This is a genomic window from Streptomyces yatensis, from assembly GCF_018069625.1.
Lineage (GTDB): Bacteria > Actinomycetota > Actinomycetes > Streptomycetales > Streptomycetaceae > Streptomyces > Streptomyces yatensis.
This window is the reverse complement of the sequence record NZ_CP072941.1, coordinates 5,288,392-5,307,603: the sequence shown is the minus strand read 5'-3', so window position 1 is coordinate 5,307,603 and position 19,212 is coordinate 5,288,392. Positions and strand designations below refer to the sequence as shown.

Here is a 19,212-nt window from a genome sequence, read left to right as displayed (position 1 = left end):
AGGTGCTTGGCGCCCCAGGTGCCCGGCGCCCCAGTGCCCGACGACCTAGCGCCCAGCGCCCCCGTGCCCGGCACCCACCAGCCCCACCAGCGCTCCGCTCTCCAGGGCTCCGCCCTCCGCGGCCTCGCGGTCCAGCATCCGGCGGAACGGTCCGTCGGCCGAGGCCAGTTCTCCGTACGTGCCGCGCTGGACGGCCCGGCCCCCGTCGAGCACGATCACCTCGTCCACCGCGTCCAGGCCCGCCAGCCGGTGTGTGATCAGGACCGTGGTGCGCCCCTGGGTCGCCGACAGCAGGTCGGCCGTCAGGGCGTCGGCCGTGGGCAGGTCCAGGTGCTCGGCCGGTTCGTCCAGCACCAGCACGGGGAAGTCCGCCAGCAGCGCGCGGGCAAGCGCCAGCCGCTGCCGCTGACCGCCCGAGAGCCGTGCGCCCTGCTCGCCGACGAGCGTGTCCAGGCCGTTCGGCAGTCCGTCCACCCAGGCCAGCAGCCGGGCCGCGGCCAGCGCCGCGCGCAGCTCGTCATCGCTCGCGCCGGGGCGGGCCAGCCGCAGGTTCTCGCGCAGCGAACTGTCGAAGACATGGGCGTCCTGGGCGCAGAGACCGACGAGCCGCCGCACCGCGTCCCCGTCCAGGTCGGCGGCGTCCCGGCCCGCCAGGGTGTAGGTGCCGTCCTCGGTGTCCAGGAAGCGGAGCAGCACCTGGGCGAGCGTGCTCTTGCCCGCCCCCGACGGGCCGACGACCGCGACCCGGCGGCCCGGCCGCAGCTCCAGGCCGAACCCGTCCAGCGCGGCGGCACCCTGCCCGGGGTGGCGGGCGGTGATCCCGCGCAGCACCAGCGGATACGGCGCACCGGGCGCCTCCTCGCGCCGCGCCTGGTCCGGCTCGCGCACCGGAAGCGGCTCGTCCAGCACCTCGTACACCCGCTCCGCGGCCCGCCGCACCCGCTGCCGGTGCTGCACCGCGAGCGGCAGCCCCGCGACGGCCTCGAAGGCGGCGAGCGGGGTCAGCACCACGACCGCCAGCCACACCCCGTGGATCCGGCCGTCCGCCACGGCCGGCACTCCCACCCACGCCGCGGCCGCCACGGTCAGCCCGCAGACCAGTGCGGACAGCCCGGCACCGGTGCCTGCGGCGGCCGCCGCCCGCCGGGCGATCCCGGTGAGCGCCCCATCGGCCCGGCGTACCGCGTCCAGCCGACGCGGCAGCGCGCCCGCGACGGTCAACTCGGCGGCCCCGGCCAGCAGATCGACGACCTGCGCCGACAGGGCACCGCGCGCCGGGGCCAGCCGGCGCTCCGCCCGCCGCGCGAGCGCCCCGGACACGACGGGCACCGCGACCCCCGCCACCAGCAGCCCCGCCGCCAGCACGGCCCCGGCCTCGGGCAGCACCCAGGTGAGGAAGCCCACCGAGGCCACGCCGACGGTCAGGGCGGTACCGACGGGCAGCAGCCAGCGCAGGAAGTAGTCCTGGACGGCGTCCACATCGGCCACCAGCCGGGAGAGCAGATCGCCGCGGCGCGTCCGGCCGAGTCCGGCGGGCGCCAGCCGCTCCAGCCGCCGGTAGACGGCGACCCTCAGCTCGGCCAGCACCCGCAGCACGGCGTCATGCGAGACCAGACGCTCGGCGTAGCGGAAGACGGCCCGGCCGATCCCGAACGCCCGCGTCGCGGTGACGGCCACCATCAGATAGAGGACGGGCGGCTGCTGCGCGGCCCGGGAGATCAGCCAACCGGAGACGGCCATCAGCCCGACCGCGCTCAGCAGGGCGAGGCTCCCGAGCAGCAGCGCCAGCCCGAACCGGCCGCGGCCTCCGCGCGCGGCGCCCCGCACCCGCGCCAGCGCGCCTCGGCGCGGACGTGCGGCCGAGCGACGCGACGCAGCCGAGTTCCGCGACGCGACCGGTCCGCCCGGCGCGGTCACGGGCCGGAGAGAGACGGTCGGCCCCGGGCGCACGCCACCCCCCAACGCCGACTCGCGCAGAGCGTCCGGCGGGAGGACCGGTCCGCCAGAAGCCTCGGGCCGGAGAGCAGGTCCACCGGAAGCGTCCGGCAGGAGCACCGGCCCGCCGGAAGCCTCGGACAGGAGAGCAGGTCCACCGGAAGCGTCCGGCAGGAGCACCGGCCCACCAGCAACATCGGGCAGGAGGACCGGTCCGCCAGAAGCATCCGGCCCCGGCAGCCGCAGCACGCGGTCAGCCAGCGGAAGCAGCGCCGGGCGGTGGACCACCAGCAGCACCGTGCGGCCCTCGGCCAGCCGCCGCACCGCCTCGACGACCGATGCCTCCGTCTCGCCGTCCAGATTCGCCGTCGGCTCGTCCAGCAGCAGCACCGGCCGGTCGGCCATGAAGGCGCGCGCCAGGGCGATCCGCTGCCGCTGGCCCGCGGAGAGCCCGGCGCCCATCTCTCCGAGCCGGGACTCGATCCCGTCCGGAAGCGCGGAGACGAAGCGCAGTGCGTCCGCGTCCCGCAGGGCGGCCCGTACCGCCGCGTCATCGGCGTCCGGCCGGGCCAGCCGGACGTTCTCCGCGATGGTCCCGGCGAAGAGATACGGGCGCTGGGGCACCCAGGCGATCTGCCGCCGCCAGCTCTCCGGGTCCAGCCCGGCCAGGTCGCGGCCCCCGATCAGCACCCGGCCCTCGTCCGGTGCCGCGAAGCCCAGCACGGCGTTCAGCAGCGTCGACTTCCCGGCACCGCTGGGGCCCACGACGGCGACCGTCTCCCCCGGACGGATCTCGAACGAGGTCCGGGTGAGGGACGGTTCGCCGCGCCCGGGGTGGCGAACCACCAGCCCGTCCAGCGTGAGCGCGGCGCTCCGGGCGTCAGGGGCCACCCGGGCCTCGGGGGCCGCCCAGGCCTCGGGGGCCACCCGGGCCTCGGGGGCCGCCCAGGCGTCGGGGGCCGCCCAGGCGTCGGGGGTCACCCGGGCCTCGGGGGCCACCGAGGCATCGAGTGCCGCCCGGACATCGGGCGCCACCCGGACATCGGTTGCCGGCGAACCGCCGACGTTCGAGGGCTCGCGCTCCAGCACCGCGAACACCTCGTCCGCCGCCGCCAGCCCCTCCGCCGCCGCGTGGTACTGCGCGCCCACCTGCCGCAGCGGCAGGTACGCCTCAGGGGCGAGCACCAGCACCACGAGCCCGGTGAAGAGGTCCATCTCGCCGTGCACCAGCCGCATCCCGATGTCGACCGCGACCAGGGCGACCGACACGGTGGAGAGCAGTTCCAGGGCCAGGGAGGACAGGAAGGCCAGCCGCAGCGTCTTGAGCGTGGCCCGCCGGTAGTCGGCCGTGATCGCGCGGATCGAGGCCGCCTGGGCCTTCGCCCGGCCGAAGACCTTGAGGGTCGGCAGTCCGGCGACGACATCGAGGAAGTGCCCGGACAGCCGGGACAGCAGCCGCCACTGGCGGTCCATCCGGGACTGGGTGGCCCAGCCGATGAGCATCATGAACAGCGGGATCAGCGGCAGCGTGGCGACGATGATCAGCGCGGAGATCCAGTCCGCGGTGACGATCCGGGCGAGCACCGCCACCGGCACCACCACGGCCAGCCCCAATTGGGGCAGATAGCGCGCGAAGTAGTCGTCCAGCGCGTCGATGCCCCGGGTGGCGAGGGTGGTGAGTTCACCGGTCCGCTGGGAGTCCAGCCAGCTCGGCCCGAGCCGCACGGCCCGTTCCACCAGTCGCAGCCGCAGCTCCGACTTGACCGCCGCGCCGGCCCGATGGGCGGCCAGCTCGGTCAGCCAGGAGACGACCGCCCGGCCGACGGCGACCAGCGCCAGCAGCCCCAGTGGAAGCGTCAGCGCCCCCACGTCCTCGCCCCGCTGGAAGGCACCCACCACGATCTCGGCGATCAGCATCGCCTGCGCGATGACCAGACCCGCTCCGGCCAGGCCCAGCGCCACGGAGGCGACCAGGAAGAACCGGGTGGCCCGTGCGTACCGCAGCAGCCGGGGATCGATTGGTTTCACGTGAAACACACCACCCGAGCGTCAGTGGGCGGCGGGGATGTGCCGGGTACCGATGCGCTTACGGAAGACCCAGTACGTCCACGCCTGGTAGGCCATGATCAGCGGCATCATGATCACCCCGACCCACGTCATGATCTTGAGCGTATAGGGGCTGGAGGCCGCGTTCGCCGCCGTCAGGCTCCACTTCGGGTCCAGCGAGGAGGGCATGACGTCGGGGAACAGGGCCAGGAAGAGCATCGCGACGGCCGCCGCGACGGCCACACCGGACAGCCCGAACGCCCACCCCTCGCGCCCCCGCCGGTTCATGACCAGGGCCACGGCGAGCGCCAGGACGGCGATGACGACCGCCACCAGACTGCGGGCGTTCCCGCTGTCGCTCTGCGTCCAGACCAGGAACGGCACCGCGACCACGACGGTCGCCAGCCCGAGCCCGGTCGCATACCGCCGTGCCCTCGTCCGGATGTCCCCGGACGTCTTGAGCGCGGCGAAGACGGCGCCGTGGAAGGTGAACAGCACCAGCGTGACCACCCCGCCCAGCAGCGCGTACGGCGTGATCAGGTCCGGCAGACCGCCCGCGTAGTTCCCGTCCCGGCCGATCGGCACCCCGTGCACCAGGTTGGCGAAGATCGCGCCCCACAGGAACGCGGGCAGCAGCGAGCACCAGAAGATCGCATGCTCCCAGTTGCGCTGCCAGCGGTCCTCGGGGCGCTTGTGCCGGTACTCGAAGGCGACACCGCGCACGATCAGGCAGACCAGGATGGCCAGCAGCGGCAGATAGAAGCCGCTGAAGAGCGTCGCGTACCAGTCGGGGAAGGCGGCGAAGGTCCCACCGGCCGCCGTGATCAGCCAGACCTCATTGCCGTCCCACACCGGCCCGATCGTGTTGATCAGGACCCGGCGCTCGGTGCGGTCGCGGGCGAGCAGCTTGGTCAGCACGCCGATGCCGAAGTCGAAGCCCTCCAGGAAGAAGTAGCCCGTCCACAGGAAGGCGATCAGCAGAAACCAGAAGTCGTGAAGGTTCATGATTCTCTCCGGCCGTCAGTACGCGAAGGTCAGCGGCTTGTCGGCGTCCTCGTCCTCGGCGGCGGACCCGCCGTCCGGACCGCCCGGGCCACCCGGACCGCCCGAGGGCAGCCGCAGCTTCGGGTCCTTGGCGGGCGGCTTCTCGGCGGTGTCCGGTCCGGCCTTGGCGTACTTGGTCAGCAGCCGCACCTCGATCACCGCGAGCACCCCGTACAGCAGCGTGAAGACGCCGAGGGAGATCAGCACCTCGGTCCGGCTGACCCCGGGGGAGACCGCGTCGGCGGTCTTCATCAGCCCGTAGACCACCCAGGGCTGCCGGCCCATCTCGGTGAAGATCCAGCCGAAGGAGTTGGCGATCAGCGGGAAGCCCATGGTGAGGATGCCGATCCGCCAGGACCAGGTGGACAGCAGCGGGCTCATTTCGCGCTTCTTGGTGAGCATGAGCCGGGGCACCTCGTCCTCGCCGGTGCGGAAGGCGGGCGCCAGCCACCGCTTGCGCCGGGTCGTCCACAGCCCGATCAGCCCGGCGACGAACGAGGTCATGCCGAAGCCGATCATCAGCCGGAAGCCCCAGAAGGTCATGAAAATGCTGGGGATGTAGTCATCGGGCTGCCCGCCGTAGGCGTCGGCCTCCCGCTGGGCGATGTCATTGATCCCGGGGACGGCGTCGGTGAAGTTGCTGTGCGCCAGGAAGGAGAGCGCGGCGGGGACCTCCAGCTCGACGCTGTTGTGGCCCTTGCTGACATCGCCGACGGCGAAGACCGAGAAGGGCGCGGGCGCCTGGGTGTCCCACAGCGCCTCGGCCGCCGCCATCTTCATCGGCTGCTGCTCGAACATCACCTTGCCGAGCTGGTCACCGCTGAGCGCCGTGCCGATCCCCGCGATGACCGCGACGACCAGGCCCACCCGCAGCGAGGCCCGCATCGCCCCGATCTGCTTCTTCCGCTGCTCACCCAGCTCCTCGCCACGCTCCCGGCGGCGCTTGGCCCGCAGCAGATGGAAGGAGGAGATGCCGATGATGAAGGCGGCGCCGGTGAGGAAGGCCGCGGTCAGGGTGTGGAAGACCACGACGAGGGTGGTGTTCTGGGTCAGCACCGCCCAGATGTCGGTGAGCTGGGCCTTTCCGGTGGCCTTGTCGATGGTGTAGCCGGTCGGGTGCTGCATCCAGGAGTTGGCGGCCAGGATGAAGTACGACGAGAGGATCGTGCCGATCGAGACGATCCAGATGCAGGCGCAGTGGATCTTCTTGGGCAGCTTGTCCCAGCCGAAGATCCACAGACCTATGAAGGTGGACTCGAAGAAGAAGGCCAGCAGGGCCTCCATCGCGAGCGGGGCACCGAAGACATCACCGACGAAGCGGGAGTAGTCCGACCAGTTCATGCCGAACTGGAACTCCTGCACGATGCCGGTGACCACACCCATCGCGATATTGATCAGGAAGAGCTTGCCCCAGAACTTGGTGGCGTGGAAGTACTTCTCCTTGCCCGTGCGGACCCAGGCGGTCTCCAGACCCGCCGTGATCGCGGCGAGGGAGATCGTCAGTGGCACGAAGAGGAAGTGGTAGACGGTGGTGATGCCGAACTGCCATCGGGCGAGCGTCTCCGGCGCCAGAGCCAGATTCACCTGAATCTCTCCTTACGGTCGTGCCTGCCCGCGAACGAGCTTGTGAACGTATTCACATTCACAAGCAATGATACGCACATGGCTTCGCCCCCTCCCACAGGGGGTGGGAGGGGGCGAATGGGGCACGTCTGGGTATGCTGCGCACCTTACGGAGGGGCCGATGGGCCCCTTGCGCGCCCACGGGGGGCTCGGGCGGGGTCACGCCCAGGGCCCGGGCGGGGCTCACAGCCCCTTACGGGGCCCAGGCGCTCCGAGGCTCAGGCTTCAGGCTCCGAGGCTCAGGCTCAGCCGCTCCAAGACTCAGGCAAGGCTCAGAGCTCCTTGCGGAACTCCTCCGCCGTCCGCAGGAAGATCTCGTTCGCCTCGCGCTCGCCGATCGTCACCCGCACCCCCTCGCCCGGGAACGGACGGATCACCACGCCCGCCGCCTCGCACGCCGCCGCGAAGTCGAGCGTGCGCTCCCCCAGCCGCAGCCAGACGAAGTTCGCCTGGCAGTCCGGGACCGTCCACCCCTGGGCGGTCAGCGCCTCCCACACCCGGCCCCGCTCGGTGACCAGCGCGTCCACCCGCTCGCGCAGCGCGTCCTCGCTGCGCAGCGAGGCCACCGCCGCGTCCTGGGCGAGCTGGCTGACACCGAACGGCACCGCGGTCTTGCGCAGCGCCGCCGCCACCGGCTCATGGGCGATCGCGAAGCCGACCCGCAGCCCGGCCAGGCCGTAGGCCTTGGAGAAGGTGCGCAGCACACAGACGTTCGGCCGGTCGCGGTAGAGGTCGACGCCGTTGGGGACCCGCTCGTCCTGGATGAACTCGTTGTACGCCTCGTCCAGCACCACCAGCACATCGGACGGCACCCGGTCCAGGAACCGCTCCAGCTCGGCCCGGCGCACGACGGTGCTGGTCGGATTGTTGGGGTTACAGACGAAAATCAGCCGGGTGCGGTCGGTGATCGCATCGGCCATCGCGTCCAGATCGTGGACCTCGTCATCGGTCAGCGGAACCTGCACCGAGGTCGCGCCCGCGATCTGAGTGATGATCGGATAGGCCTCGAAGGACCGCCAGGCGTAGATCACCTCATCGCCCGGCCCCGCCGTGGACTGGACCAGCTGCTGGGCCATGCCGACCGAACCGGTTCCGGTCGCCAGATGCTCCAGCGGCACATCGAAGCGCTCCGCGAGCTCGGCGATCAGCGCGGTGCAGGCGAGGTCCGGGTAGCGGTTCAGGGACGCGGCGGCGTCCGCCACGGTCTCCAGCACCCCGGCCAGCGGCGGATAGGGGTTCTCGTTCGAGGACAGCTTGAAGCCCAGGGAACCCCCCGTGGCGGCCGGCTTGCCGGGCTTGTACGTCGGAATGCCGTCCAGCGCGGCACGCAGCTTGGGGCTCTTCTCGGTCACCGACAGTCCTCCTCGACCCATCCTGTCCCGGACCGTGCACAGCGTTCGCACACGGCAATACTGCACACCTTATGAGGATTCCCCCGTCTCGCGTACCCGCCGGGCGCCGCCGCGTACCCGCCCCCGGCGCCCGCGTACCGACCGGGGGGAGCGCCCCGCTTTTCCGCGCGCGCCGGTGGCGAGCGCCGTGGCGCGCATCACCCGTGCAGGTGAGTTGAGACCTCTTCGAGACATGTATCAATCAGCAGGCGTGGATATGCCAGGGGCGACCAGAGGCCCGGTGGATCCCCCAACTGGCTTCACTTCCAAGGGAATTGGCGGAGGCGTTCATGCAGAAACGTGCCTTCCGAATACCGATGGCGGAATCGCGCAACCCTCCCACCCGAGCCCTACTATCGGCTGGCCATGACAGCAGCAGGGAAGCACCAGGTGAGCCGGTCGGCCGGCCGCCGGTTAGGGCGGGCGGGCATCCGGGACGTGGCCGCCGCCGCCGGGGTCTCGATCACGACCGTCTCCGACGCGCTCAACGGCAAGGGCCGGCTCCCGGAGGCCACCCGCCGCCATGTCCGCGAGGTCGCCGAGCGGCTGGGCTACCGCCCGTCCGCAGCGGCCCGCACCCTCCGTACCGGCAAGTCCGGCCTCATCGGCCTGACCGTGACCACGTACGGGGATGAACCTTTCACCTTCACCGAGTTCGCCTACTTCGCCGAGATGGCGCGAGCCGCCACCTCCGCCGCGCTGGCCCGCGGCTACGCCCTCGTCATCCTCCCCGCCACCTCCCGCCACGACGTGTGGTCCAACGTCGCCCTCGACGGCACCGTGGTGATCGACCCCTCCGACCACGATCCGGTCGTCACCGAGCTCTTACGCCAGGGCATCCCCGTCGTCAGCGACGGCCGCCCGGCCGGCGCGCTCCCCGTCACCGCCTGGGTCGACAACGACCACGAGGCGGCGGTGCTCGGACTGCTCGACCATCTCGCCGAGGCCGGCGCCCGCCGGATCGGACTGCTCACCGGGACGTCCACCGACACCTACACCCGCTTGTCCACCACGGCGTATCTGCGGTGGTGCGAACGCGTGGGACAGGATCCGGTCTATGAGGCGTACCCGGCCCACGACCCTTGTGCCGGTGCCGTCGCCGCCGACCGGCTGCTCGCCCGCCCCGACCGCCCCGACGCGGTCTACGGCCTCTTCGACCCCAACGGCACCGATCTGCTCGCCGCCGCCCGCCGCTACGGACTGCGCGTCCCGGACGATCTGCTGCTGGTGTGCTGCAGCGAATCGACCGTCTACCGCACCACCGAGCCGCCCATCACGACCCTCTCACTCAAACCCCGCCGGATCGGCACGGCGGTCGTACAGTTGCTCATCGACGCCATCGAGGGCCTTGATACCGACCACCCAGTCGAGCAGGTCATACCCACCGAATTGATCGTGCGGACGTCGTCACAGCGCCGTCCGCCGCGTACGACCGTCAGCGCCCCGCGCAGTCGTGCCGGAGGCTGACCTGAGGGCGACTCAAGGATGACCCGAGGAGGACCTGAGGCCAATGGGCTTCCCCTACCGGGCCAATCCGGGATAAAAGTCCGACCAAGCAGGAGCGAGCACCGATTGACGGCACCCTGGTGCGTCACAAGCCCTCACGGTCATTCCTATGATGGGCGGACGACACCGCGGACCGCCGTCGACCAGGCAAGGTCCACAAGGTGGGACGGCGGCGTGATGGTGGAGGGGTCGATGACTCAGGGGGCCGGTCTGGAAGCCACGGCAGGGACCACGGCTGCGATCCCACCCGTGCCCGCGTACGGGGCGCCCACCACGCCCGTGTCCCCGCAGGGGGCGCCCACCTCGCCCATGCCGGCGTACGGGTCGTTCACCCCGCCCAGCATGGTCGCGCCCGGAGCCGTACCGCCCGGGCCCGCGCCCGCGGCGCCGGGCCCCGCCGCGCCCGTACCACCGCCCGCGCCCGCTCCCGGGGCTCCCGCGCCGGGGGCTCCCGCGCCCGGAGCGCCGGCTCCAGGGGTGCCCGCGCCGGGGGCTCCTGAGGCGCCCGCGCCCGCCGCGCCGCCGCCCGCCGAGTACACCCCGACCGAGCGGCTCCCGGTCATGGGCCCGGGGCACACCATCCCGGACATGCCGCTCGTCCCGGCGCAGGACCGCCCCACCGTCGCGCTCACCCCGGTGCCCGAGCCCGAACACGGCCCGCTCGCCGAGGACGAGGGGCCCGGCCCGCTGTACGTCGTGGGCGATGTCCACGGCTACCACGACGAGCTGCGCGAGGCGCTCGCCGCCGAGGGCCTGATCGACCCCAAGGGCAACTGGGCCGCGGGCAACGCCCGGTTGTGGTTCCTCGGTGACTTCACCGACCGCGGCCCGGACGGCATCGGCGTCATCGACCTGGTCATGCAGCTCTCCGCCGAGGCCGCGGCCGCGGGCGGCTACTGCAAGGCGCTGATGGGCAATCACGAGCTGCTGCTGATCGGCGCCAAGCGGTTCGGCGACACGCCCGTCAACTCCGGTGCCGGAACCGCCTCCTTCCAGGCCGCCTGGCTGCTCAACGGCGGCCAGCGCAGCGACATGGAGCGGCTGGAGGACCACCACCTCCAGTGGATGTCCCGGCTGGACGCGATGGCGGAGGAGGACGGGCATCTGCTGGTCCACTCCGACACCACCGCCTATCTGGATTACGGCGACTCGATCGAGGCCGTCAACGACACCGTCACCGAGACGCTCCAGCGCAGCGACGCCGACGAGTGCTGGGACCTGTTCCGCAAATTCACCAAGCGGTTCGCCTTCCGCGACGAGGACTCCGGACCCCTGGCGGCCCGCGAATTGCTCGACACCTACGGCGGGGAGCGCATCGTCCACGGCCACAGCCCCATTCCGTATCTGCTCGGCGAGGTCGGCTCCGAGGACGGCGAGGACGGCGGCACCCCCGCCGTCGAGGGTCCGCATGTCTACGCGGACCATCTGGCCGTGGCCATGGACGGCGGCGTCACCATGGCCGGAAAACTGCTGGTCGTCCAACTTCCCCTGGCCGACTGAGGGTTCAGCGGACGCTGCCCGGGGCAGATAGAGAGCTTCACCGGCGAGGGAGCAATTAGCGAAACTTGCTGTCACCCCGCGCCGGATCGGCTCTACCATCGGCTTATCCGTCGCAGGCTCTCCTCCGTTTCCGCCCGACTGCCCGGCGTAAGCCGGCGTCACGGCCCTACGGAGCATCGGGGGATGCACCATGAAAAGCGCTCCGCACCTGCTGACCGAGGACCGCCCGGAGTTCGAGCGCGTTCTCGACGAGGCACTGCGCACCGCCGACCGTCGCCCGGACCTCACCGGTGTCGGGCAGCGGCTGACTGCCGAGCAGTTGCGCACGATGGCGCTCGGCGCCTCGGCCGCGATAGCGGCATGCGCGGCCGCCGAATATCAGGACTACCGCGAAACTCGCGCCAAACTGCGCGAGCCCGCACCGCTCTTCCCGCTCACCGGAGACGTAGGCGAGCGCGAGCACCCGGACGGCACGGTGGGGCTCGCCGGTGCGATGCAGGACGCCGCGGGGGCCGGGCTCGTCGCCATGCTCGCGGTGCTGGCGCCGGTGCTCGCCGGAACCGCCGCGATCATCTTCCTCATCGTCGGTTACGTCCTCAACGTCCTGGACCCGGCCCCCTCCATCGCCCAGCCGATGGTCACCGCGGGCTGGTTCTTCGCCGCGCTGACCGCCGCGGGCATCCTCATCGCCGCCGTCGGACTGCTCCTGACCGCACTGCGCAACGGCTCCAGCGCGATCCGGGGCGAGGCGCGCAGCGAGCAGCTGGAGGAGGTGGACCGCGCCCGGGAGGTCTGGCGTCAGGCCCTGCTGGAGCGCGGCATCCTGCCGTTCCTCCGCGAGGCCCTGGCCAACCCCTCGGCCCCGTCCCCCTCCGCCTACGTCCCGACCAACCCCGAAGCGGTCAGCCGCACCCCGCACCTCGGCTACAGCCGCCCCGGCTTCAGCACCGACGGCGAGGGCCCCAAGGCCCGCCCCCGCTACAGCAGCCCGGACTTCACCAGCCCCGACTACGGCGGCCCGGAGCACCAGCCGGACTAGCCCGCGTCGGGGGCCACCCGGGGGCGCGTTCCGGGGTGCGGTCCGGGTGGGCGTGGGGGTGCCCGTGGGGTCATCCCGGATGGCGGGGCGCGGCCGCCTCGCCAGCATGGCTGACCATGACGTCCTTGACTCGACGAACCTTCATGGGTGGTTGCGCAGCCGGAACGCTGCTGGCCGTGGCCGGGAGCACCGGCGCCCGGGCGGCGACAGGAACCACCGGATCGACCACGAGATCGACCACCGCGCCGACCGCCACCGCATCAGCCTTCGCGTCCGACGAAGCCGCCCTCCAGGCCGCCATCAGCGATCTCTCCCATCCGCCCGCCACCTCCGCGCAACTGCGCGTCGACCGCCGAGGCGACCACTGGTACGGCACGGCCGGGGCGGCGGACCTCGGGAGCGGGCGGGCCGTACGCCCGGACGACCGCTTCCGTGCGGGCAGCGTCACCAAGGCGTTCGTGGCCACCGTGGTCCTTCAGCTGTGGGCCGAGCGCCGGGTGGAGCTCGGCGCCCCCATCGGCCGGTACCTCCCGGACCTGCTGCCCTCGGCCTTCTCCCGCCGCATCACCGTGGCCCAGCTGCTCAACCACACCAGCGGACTGCCCGACCATCGAGGGCTGCCGGACGACAGCACTCCGGAGGGCGTCGTACGGCATCGATGGGACCGGTGGACACCGCGGGAGTGGGTCGAGACGGTGACCCATGACCCGCTCAAGTTCGATCCGGGGACCACACAGGAGTACCGGGGCATCAACTACGTCCTGCTCGCCCTGATCATCGAAAAACTGACCGGCCGCCCCTACGGCCAGGCGATCGAGTCCCGCGTCCTCCGCCCGCTGGGCCTGACCCGCACCCTCCTGCCCGGCCAGGATCCCCACCCCCACGGTCCCCATGTGCACGGCTACCTACGGATGACCGACGGCTCGCTGCGCGATATCACCGTGTACAACCAGTCCGGCGCCTGGGGCGAGGGCGAGCTGGTCTCGACCCTCGACGACCTGTCCCGCTTTCAGCGAGCCCTGTTCTCCGGCGCCTTGCTGCCACCCCACGCGCTGGACAAGCTCTTCACCCTGCCCCCGGATTCCGTACGGATGCTGGACGGCACCCCGGCCCGCTACAGCCTCGGCCTGCAGAAGGCCACGGTCAACGGCGTGACCCTCTGGGGAAAGACCGGCGAGACCTACGGCTACCGCACCCGCATGTTCGCCACCCGCGACCAGTCACTCCGCTTCCTCCTCTCCTACTCCCCGACGCCACTGACCACCCAGGAGGAAATGACCAACCGGGTCGTCGCCATCCTCACCGCGTGAACCACCCAACGGCCCGCGCTCCGGCCGGCCCAAAGGCTCGGAGCACGGGCCAACGCTCGAAGGGATGTTTCACGTGAAACGGGCCAACGGGGAGAAGAGGAAAGCACCCGCCTCAGCCGTACACCGGCGACGTACGGCCTATGTCCGCAGTCCGCCTCAGTCCGCGATCGGCAGATAGACGCGGTTGCCCGCCTCGGCGAACTCCTTGGACTTCTGGGCCATACCGGCCTCCGCCTCCGCCGCGTCCATCGCGCCGCCGTGTTCGCGGCGGATGTCCTGGGAGATCTTCATCGAGCAGAACCTGGGCCCGCACATCGAGCAGAAGTGTGCCGTCTTGGCCGGTTCCGCCGGGAGGGTCTCGTCGTGGAAGGAGCGGGCCGTGTCCGGGTCGAGGGCCAGGTTGAACTGGTCCTCCCAGCGGAATTCGAAGCGCGCGTCGGAGAGCGCGTCGTCCCATGCCTGGGCGTCCGGGTGGCCCTTGGCCAGGTCGGCCGCGTGGGCGGCGATCTTGTACGTGATCACGCCGGTCTTGACGTCATCGCGGTCCGGCAGGCCCAGGTGCTCCTTGGGCGTGACGTAGCAGAGCATCGCCGTGCCCCACCAGGCGATCATCGCGGCGCCGATGCCCGAGGTGATGTGGTCGTAGGCGGGGGCGATATCGGTGGTGAGGGGGCCCAGGGTGTAGAAGGGGGCCTCCTCGCAGATCTCCTGCTGGAGGTCGACATTTTCCTTGATCTTGTGCATCGGGACATGGCCCGGGCCCTCGATCATCGTCTGGACGCCGTGCTCCTTGGCGATCCGGTTGAGCTCGCCGAGCGTGCGCAACTCCGCGAACTGCGCCTCGTCGTTGGCGTCGGCGATCGACCCGGGGCGCAGTCCGTCGCCCAGTGAGTAGGTGACGTCGTACGCCGCGAGGATCTCGCACAGCTCCTCGAAGTGGGTATAGAGGAAGGACTCCTGGTGGTGGGCGAGACACCACGCCGCCATGATGGAGCCGCCGCGGGAGACGATGCCGGTCTTGCGACGGGCGGTCAGGGGGACGTACGGCAGTCGGACGCCGGCGTGGACGGTCATGTAGTCGACGCCCTGCTCGGCCTGTTCGATGACCGTGTCCTTGTAGATCTCCCAGGTCAGCTCCTCGGCCCTGCCGTCGACCTTCTCCAGCGCCTGATAGAGCGGCACGGTGCCGATGGGGACCGGGGAGTTGCGCAGCACCCATTCGCGGGTGGTGTGGATGTTGCGGCCGGTCGAGAGGTCCATGACCGTGTCGGCGCCCCAGCGGGTCGCCCAGGTCATCTTCTCGACCTCCTCCTCGATGGAGGAGGTGACGGCGGAGTTGCCGATATTGGCGTTGACCTTCACCAGGAACCGCTTGCCGATGATCATCGGCTCGATCTCCGGGTGGTTGACATTGGCCGGGAGAACGGCGCGGCCGGCCGCGATCTCCTCCCGGACCACCTCGGGGGAGACGTTCTCGCGGATCGCGACGTACTCCATCTCCGCCGTGATCTCGCCCCGCCGCGCATAGGCGAGTTGGGTCACCGGGCCGCCCGCGCGGCCGCGCCGCGGCTGGCGCGGGCGGCCGGGGAAGACCGCGTCGAGGTTGCGCAGCCCCCCGCGGGGCGAGGTGTGCTTGATCCCGTCGTCCTCGGGGCGGACGGGACGGCCCGCGTACTCCTCCGTGTCGCCGCGGGCGACGATCCAGTTCTGCCGCAGCGGCGCCAGGCCACGGCGGACATCGGTCTCGATGGTGGGGTCGGTGTACGGGCCGGAGGTGTCGTACAGCGTCACATCCTGGCCGTTGGTGAGGTGCACTCGGCGGACCGGGACGCGAAGGTCCGGGCGCGAGCCCGCGACATATCCCTTATGCCAGCCGAATTCGGCGTTCTCGGCGCGCGATGATGCATCCTGCTGAGTCATGAGACCCACTCCCTACGCCGGCATTACCCGGTAACAGGTTCAGCGGTCGGCGCAGCTGTAGCGTCAGCGCCCTCTCAGCCCGGTGCTCCGAGCTCCCGCGATTGCAAAGGTTCGTGCCCACGCTAACGGTTTATCCACAGTGCTGAACAGGGGGCCCACTCCTCTTGCGATGATGCGACCGTGACCGCCATCCAGCAGGACCACCCGCCAGAGCAGCCCCGCCCCTCCGATCAGGCGCACGACCACGGCCACGGCCATTCCCACGGCCACTCGCACGGTCATGGCCCCGCCGCTCCCGTTTCCGCCCGCCTTCGCAAGATCATCGCGCTGGTGCTCATCCCCTTCGCCGTCGCCGTCGTCGCCGGTCTGATCGCGCTCTGGCCGGGCGGCACGCCCGACCACAAGGCGAGCGGCCGCAGCGGTCTCGGCTTCGACCAGCAGACCGTCGCCGGACGGGTGGTGAAGGTCGAGGAGGTGAACTGCGCGGACGTCAACGCCCAGCCGCAGGCACCGACCGAGCCCGGCCAGGACAGCGCCGCCCAGAGCGGCGCCCCTGGGCAGGGCGGGAAGAAGAGCGTCTGCGAGAAGGCCACCATCGAGGTCACCTCGGGCAAGGACAAAGGCCGCACCTTCCCCGAAATCGTCCAGCCCAACGCCTCGCGTCAATTCAGCGCCGGGCAGGAGCTGAAGCTGGCGTACGCCCCCAAGGCGCCCAAGGAACTTCAGTACTCCGTGTCCGACGTCGACCGGTCGATGCCGATGGCGCTGCTGGCGGGACTGTTCGCGCTGGCCGTCGTGGTGGTGGGGCGGCTGCGCGGGGTGTTCGCGCTGGTGGCGCTGGCGATCAGCTTCGGGGTGCTGACGCTGTTCATCCTCCCGGCGATACTCCAGGGTTCCAATCCGCTGGTGGTCGCGGTCGTCGGGGGCAGTGCGATCATGCTTCTCGCGCTCTATATGTGCCATGGGCTGACGGCCCGTACCTCGGTCGCCGTACTCGGCACCCTGGTGTCACTGCTGCTGATCGGGGTGCTGGGCTCGCTGTTCATCGCCTGGGCGAGCCTGACCGGCAATACGGACGACCAGACCGGGCTGGTGCACGGCCTCTATCCGAACATCGAGATACGCGGGCTGCTGCTGGCGGGCGTGATCATCGGCTCGCTGGGCGTGCTGGACGATGTGACGGTCACCCAGACCTCGGCGGTGTGGGAGCTGAGGGCCGCGGACCCGACCGCGTCCCGGCGCAGGCTCTACGGAGCGGCGATGCGGATCGGGCGGGACCACATCGCCTCCGTGGTGAACACGCTGGTGCTGGCGTACGCGGGCGCGTCGCTTCCGCTGCTGTTGCTGTTCTCCATCGCGGACACCGGTGTGGGCACGGTCGCCACGAGCGAGATCGTCGCGGAGGAAATCGTACGGACGCTGGTGGGCAGCATCGGGCTCGTCGCGTCGGTGCCGGTGACCACGGCGCTGGCCGTGCTCGTGGTCTCCGCGGACCGCACCCCGGCGGCGGACGGCGGCACGGGGCGGGGGGCCGACGCGGGCGGCGCCCAGGGGGCCAGGACCGGCCGGGGCGGACGCGGGCGGCGGCGCCGGGCCAAGACGCGCTGAGCGGCCGGGCGACGGCACGTTGAGCCGCCGGGCGGAGGCACGTGGGGCCGCCGGGCGGGGACACGACGAGACGCTGGGCGAAGGCACGACGAGACGCTCAGCCACCGCGCATGCCGCCCGGGTGACCCGACCGGTTCGGTTCGGCCGCGGCACACCGGCCCTCGGCCCGCCGCCGCGTATCCGGGCCGCCGCCGCGTATCCGGCCTTCAGCCCGCGTACCGGCGCTCAGCCCGCGTACCGGTCCTCGGCCAGGATGCGGTCGAGTTCGGCGTCGAGATCGCCGACCGGATCGCAGGCCGCCGGCTCCTGGCCGAAAGGCACCACCCGGTCCGTCCGATCGAGGAAGGCCACCAGAGGGGCGGCCCCGGCCCGGAACAGGGCCCGTTCACAGCCGACCTGGAGTCTGATGAAGACGTCCGAAAGCCCCTCGGGGGAGGCGGGAGCGATGCGCACATCGCCCTCACCGGTGGGTCTGCTCAGCCCGTCCAGCAGCAGCTCCCGCGCGAAGGCCCAGCTCACCGGCGCGTCGCCGGGCAGATGGAAGGTGATCTCGACGGCATAGGGGTCGCTGCTGTCGTAGGACAGCTCGACCGGGATCCGGAAGGAGAGATCCTGCGAGACCAGGAAGGTCATCGTCACTTCCGCCTGAACTGTGTCACGCATGTCACGCATCGTTCGCCGCCCCGGGTTGTTTGCGCATGGCCGACTCTGGAGCGTAGCGACTCGATTGCTGTGCGGAGTCGGTTTGCCTCGTGTGAGGGAACGAAAATGGCCAGTGTTGCCATGAGGAGACCCGCGGGGCCGGACGACGTGGGCCCGGTGGGCGGGAGATCGGGGCCGGCGCACCGGCCGTATCGAAGATCGCTGTCGTCAACAGGCACCCCCGGGGTGTTGTTGCGAGGCAGACGCCGAGAGGAAGAACGCCGAGGTCTCGCACTCTAACGGCAGGGGCGGCGCCGGGCCGCGCTCCCGCCCCGGCGGTATCCCTCGCGCGGCGTATCCGCGCGCGGTGGGGGTCCGCAGGGCCTGCGGGGATGCGTCAGGCCCTGGGGGACGCGGCGAGCGCCGCGCGGCGGGTCAGGCGGTGAACTTCCGTACGACGTAGATCAGCCCGGCGATCAGCGCCACCAGCAGCAGCGCCTTGAAGACAAAGCTCACCAGGAACCCGATCACGCTCATGATCAGACCGCCGAACACGGCGAGGATGAGGACCGGTATCGCGATCCAGGTCACCCACCATGGCAAGCCCCGGAATATCCCCTTCGTGGTCACGTAACTCCCTGCTTTCTCTCCGAGCCGTGGGTCCGGACGCCGACGGCCGGTCTTCCCTGCCGTCGATGCTAGGACGGGACGGAAGCGCGCGGGCGTCCCGCGGCCCCCGTCCTCCCCTGACCGAACCCCTACGGGACCGTCCGGCCGCCCATCGGCTCCGCGGTGGACAAGCCCGCGGGCGGCATCAGTCCTCCGGCGGCATCAGCCTTCGGGCGCCATCAGCCCTGCGGCGCCATCAGCCCTCGGGCGGCGAGAACACCACCAGCACCCTCAGGTCCTCGGTGATGTGATGGAACTTGTGCGCCGTGCCCGCCGGTACGTACACCACGCTGCCCCGCGCCACCTGCGTCGTCTCCATTCCCACCGTGACCGACGCCCGGCCGCTCACCACCACGTAGACCTCGTCCTGGTTGTGCGGCGACTGCGGATCGGGCTGGCCCGCGTCCAGCGCGTACAGCCCCACGGACATGTTCCGCTCCCGCAGGAACTGCAGATACGCGCCGTTGTTCGCGGCCCGCTCCGCCTCCAGCTCATCCAGCCGGAACGCCTTCATTCGCCTCTCCACCCCTGCCTACGGGGCCCCTGCCTGCCGCGGGGCCTGTCTGCGACGATCTCAACCATGAAGAATTTTCTCGTCAAGACGATCGCGAACGCCGGTGCCCTCGGCGTCGCCATCTGGCTACTCAACGACATCACGCTCACCGGTGACAACACCGGCCGCCAAGCGCTCACCCTCATTCTCGTCGCGCTGGTCTTCGGTGTGGTGAACGTGGTGGTCAAGCCGATCGTCAAGCTCCTGGCTTTTCCGTTGTTCATCCTGACCCTCGGGCTGATCACGCTGGTGATCAACGCCCTGATGCTGCTGTTGACCTCCTGGCTGGCCGGAAAGCTGGATCTGAGCTTCCACGTCGACGGCTTCGGCACCGCGGTGCTCGGTGGCCTGATCGTCTCCATAGTCGCGTGGGCCCTGCACGTCGTGCTGCCCGATGACAAGGACTGATCCCGGCCGGGGATGATG

General features: G+C 71.1%; 14 protein-coding genes. 6 read left to right on the top strand and 8 right to left on the bottom strand.

Features of this window, described 5'->3' with window-relative positions; all coding sequences use genetic code 11:
• Window positions 1-45: 45 nt before the first annotated feature.
• From cydD to hisC, 4 genes are all read right to left on the bottom strand, one after another.
• Complete coding sequence (gene cydD, locus J8403_RS22170; RefSeq protein WP_211124688.1) at window positions 46-3,963, bottom strand: thiol reductant ABC exporter subunit CydD; 3,918 nt, start codon at window positions 3,961-3,963, stop codon at window positions 46-48.
• Window positions 3,964-3,984: 21 nt separating this feature from the next.
• Window positions 3,985-4,986 (bottom strand): cytochrome d ubiquinol oxidase subunit II, encoded by a 1,002-nt coding sequence (gene cydB / locus J8403_RS22165; RefSeq protein ID WP_211124687.1) that lies wholly within the window; start codon window positions 4,984-4,986, stop codon window positions 3,985-3,987.
• Between the two features lie 15 nt (window positions 4,987-5,001).
• Complete coding sequence (locus tag J8403_RS22160; protein WP_211124686.1) at window positions 5,002-6,609, bottom strand: cytochrome ubiquinol oxidase subunit I; 1,608 nt, start codon at window positions 6,607-6,609, stop codon at window positions 5,002-5,004.
• Window positions 6,610-6,920: 311 nt separating this feature from the next.
• Window positions 6,921-8,000, bottom strand: coding sequence for a histidinol-phosphate transaminase (hisC, locus tag J8403_RS22155; RefSeq protein ID WP_211124685.1), 1,080 nt, complete (start codon window positions 7,998-8,000; stop codon window positions 6,921-6,923).
• Window positions 8,001-8,405: 405 nt separating this feature from the next.
• Between hisC and J8403_RS22150 the strand changes: the two genes are divergently transcribed.
• The 4 genes from J8403_RS22150 (at window position 8,406) to J8403_RS22135 (ending at window position 13,394) form a co-directional block, all read left to right on the top strand.
• Window positions 8,406-9,506: a LacI family DNA-binding transcriptional regulator gene (locus tag J8403_RS22150; RefSeq protein ID WP_093463141.1), complete on the top strand. Its 1,101-nt coding sequence runs from the start codon at window positions 8,406-8,408 to the stop codon at window positions 9,504-9,506.
• Between the two features lie 216 nt (window positions 9,507-9,722).
• Complete coding sequence (locus J8403_RS22145) at window positions 9,723-11,045, top strand: metallophosphoesterase (protein WP_246586367.1); 1,323 nt, start codon at window positions 9,723-9,725, stop codon at window positions 11,043-11,045.
• A 190-nt stretch (window positions 11,046-11,235) separates the two neighbouring features.
• Window positions 11,236-12,084: a hypothetical protein gene (locus tag J8403_RS22140; protein WP_211124683.1), complete on the top strand. Its 849-nt coding sequence runs from the start codon at window positions 11,236-11,238 to the stop codon at window positions 12,082-12,084.
• A gap of 143 nt (window positions 12,085-12,227) precedes the next feature.
• Window positions 12,228-13,394 carry a serine hydrolase domain-containing protein gene (locus J8403_RS22135; RefSeq protein ID WP_211128373.1) on the top strand — a complete coding sequence of 389 codons (1,167 nt, stop codon included), beginning with the start codon at window positions 12,228-12,230 and terminating at the stop codon, window positions 13,392-13,394.
• A 156-nt stretch (window positions 13,395-13,550) separates the two neighbouring features.
• Here the strand turns inward: J8403_RS22135 and thiC are convergent, their stop codons facing one another.
• A complete protein-coding gene (gene thiC / locus J8403_RS22130; RefSeq protein WP_211124682.1) occupies window positions 13,551-15,314 on the bottom strand; it encodes a phosphomethylpyrimidine synthase ThiC in 1,764 nt (587 codons plus the stop codon).
• 180 nt (window positions 15,315-15,494) lie between these two features.
• On the opposite strand from thiC, the gene J8403_RS22125 reads away from it, so the two are divergent.
• On the top strand, window positions 15,495-16,922 hold the full coding sequence (locus J8403_RS22125; RefSeq protein WP_211124681.1) for a YibE/F family protein: 1,428 nt from the start codon (window positions 15,495-15,497) through the stop codon (window positions 16,920-16,922).
• 225 nt (window positions 16,923-17,147) lie between these two features.
• On the opposite strand, the gene J8403_RS22120 is transcribed toward J8403_RS22125, so the two are convergent.
• From J8403_RS22120 to J8403_RS22110, 3 genes are all read right to left on the bottom strand, one after another.
• Window positions 17,148-17,585, bottom strand: a complete 438-nt coding sequence (locus J8403_RS22120) for an SsgA family sporulation/cell division regulator (RefSeq protein WP_211124680.1) — start codon at window positions 17,583-17,585, stop codon at window positions 17,148-17,150.
• 414 nt (window positions 17,586-17,999) lie between these two features.
• The gene (locus J8403_RS22115; protein WP_059143705.1) at window positions 18,000-18,194 is read right to left on the bottom strand and encodes a DUF5326 family protein; all 195 of its coding nucleotides are present in this window, start codon (window positions 18,192-18,194) and stop codon (window positions 18,000-18,002) included.
• Between the two features lie 235 nt (window positions 18,195-18,429).
• Window positions 18,430-18,747 carry a cupin domain-containing protein gene (locus J8403_RS22110; RefSeq protein ID WP_211124679.1) on the bottom strand — a complete coding sequence of 106 codons (318 nt, stop codon included), beginning with the start codon at window positions 18,745-18,747 and terminating at the stop codon, window positions 18,430-18,432.
• Window positions 18,748-18,813: 66 nt separating this feature from the next.
• Between J8403_RS22110 and J8403_RS22105 the strand changes: the two genes are divergently transcribed.
• Window positions 18,814-19,194 carry a phage holin family protein gene (locus J8403_RS22105; RefSeq protein WP_211124678.1) on the top strand — a complete coding sequence of 127 codons (381 nt, stop codon included), beginning with the start codon at window positions 18,814-18,816 and terminating at the stop codon, window positions 19,192-19,194.
• The last annotated feature ends 18 nt before the right edge of the window (window positions 19,195-19,212 follow it).